This window comes from Achromobacter sp. (assembly GCF_036567245.1).
In the GTDB taxonomy this organism is placed as follows: Bacteria; Pseudomonadota; Gammaproteobacteria; order Burkholderiales; family Burkholderiaceae_B; genus Achromobacter.
Genome location: NZ_DATCUY010000556.1, coordinates 1 through 1,771 on the forward strand (window position 1 = coordinate 1; position 1,771 = coordinate 1,771).

The window sequence follows — 1,771 nt, forward strand, 5'->3', positions numbered from 1 at the left end:
GGGTGGCGTTGAAGGCATGGGGCGCGTTGCGGTAGATCATGGAGAACTCCTGGTGTGCGAGGGTAGTGGCGCTTGTGGACAAGCTGGCATACCAGGCATCAAGCAAAAGCCGTGCCAACGTCCGCGCTTCAGGCCCGCGCCCTGTGCGCGGACCGAGCCGGCCTCGCGCTGGTGCCGCGCCTGAACCACTTTGGTGCACGGCGCACCATGAAAGGGGACATAACCCGCCTCGCGCCGCGTCTGGCGTTATGGCGGTAGCATGTGGGCGGACCGGAGCAAGGCGTTCCGGGGTTCTGGATCCTTGCGCGATGCCTTGCCGCGTCGTACCGAGATGAATACGCGTTTTGTCGAAGCCTTTCTGTGGTCGGCGCGCCTGGGCAGTTTCCGGGCGGCAAGCGACCGCCTGCACATCACCCAGGCCGCCGTGGCCAACCGCATCGCCTCGCTGGAGGAGGACATCGGCGCGCGCTTGTTCGAGCGCGACGCCAAGGAACTCAGGCTGACTGCCACCGGCACCCGGCTGCTGGACTACGGCGAGCGGCTGCTGGAGATCCGCCAGCAGATCCTGTCGCTGGGCAAGGGCGGCGACGAGGTCTTCGGCCTGGTGCGCATCGGCGCCATTGAAACCGTGGTGCATACCTGGCTGATCGGCTTCCTGACCAACCTGCGCTCCACCTATCCGGGCATCGAGGTGCAGCTCACCTCCGAGACCACGCGAGCCCTGCACCGCGGCCTGCGCGAAGGCGCGCTGGATATCGCATTGCAGACGGACCTGCTGAACGACAGTGGCATCATCAGCACCGCCTGCCTGCCCATGGAGATGGGCTGGGTCGGGCCGGCCGGCGACGAGGAAGCGCTGAGCGCGCAGCAGCTGCTGAGCGAGCCGGTGCTGACCATGAGCCCGGGATCGCAGCCGCACGAAGCGCTCAAGGCCCTGTACCGCGAAGTCGGCATGCCGCAGGGCAAGGTGCACTGCGTCAGTTCGATCTCCGCGCTGGCGCGGCTGGTGCGCAGCGGCTTCGGCCGCGCGTTGGTGCCGTTGCCGCCCATCTACGAGTACGTGGCGCGCGGCGAAGTGCAGATCATCCGTAGCGACATCCCGGTGCCGCCCCAGCTGCTGGTGGTGAGCTATCTGGAAAGCGCCGGTTCGGATGCGATCCGGCTGGTGGCCGAACTCGCCAGCCGTGCTTCGGACCAGTTCACGTCCTCGGTCACTGCGCCGCGATTGGGTTCCGCGCAATAGTGTTATCCCTAGGGCGTCTTTCAGTAATTCTGTTGCCGCGCAAAAAAATTACGCGTTTGTCCGCCGCCAGCCGGCCGGCTGAAGATGGAGCCTTCCGCAAACGAAGGAACTTCCTGTCTTCCGCCCATGAGCACGCACACCGAATCCTCTCTCCCGCCTCACGGCCTGCTGTTCGTCGCCACTGACGCCGATCCTGTCCACGAGGCCGATTTCAACCGCTGGTACGACCGCGAACACGTGGAAGAGCGCGTGCGCATTCCCGGCTTTCTGTCGGGCGCGCGCTACCTGTCGCGCCAGGGCGGCCGCAAGTACCTGGGCTTGTACCGCACTGAATCGTTGGCCGCCTTCACCACGTCCGACTATCGCGCGGCGTTCGAGCGCCAGACTGCGTGGTCGGTCACCAATCTCGACCGGATGCGCGATCCCATGCGCCGCGTGTGCGCCGTGCGGGCCGTGACCGGCTTCGGCTCCGGCAGCGAACTCGTGGTCCTGCCCCTGCCGGCGACCGGCGACAGCGAGGCGCTGGTC

At 66.6% G+C, this 1,771-nt stretch carries 1 protein-coding gene and 1 pseudogene; both read left to right on the forward strand.

The features are described from left to right. Positions 1 to 331: 331 nt before the first annotated feature. Positions 332 to 1,243: a LysR family transcriptional regulator gene (locus tag VIR09_RS23345; protein ID WP_332015005.1), complete on the forward strand. Its 912-nt coding sequence runs from the start codon at positions 332 to 334 to the stop codon at positions 1,241 to 1,243. Between the two features lie 126 nt (positions 1,244 to 1,369). Continuing rightward, positions 1,370 to 1,771 (forward strand): annotated as a pseudogene (locus tag VIR09_RS23350) (hypothetical protein); the annotation flags it as partial.

Coding starts and splice junctions, on each gene's coding strand:
- VIR09_RS23345 (WP_332015005.1), top strand. CDS start 332: ATGAATACGCGTTTTGTCGAAGCCTTTCTGTGGTCGGCGCGCCTGGGC.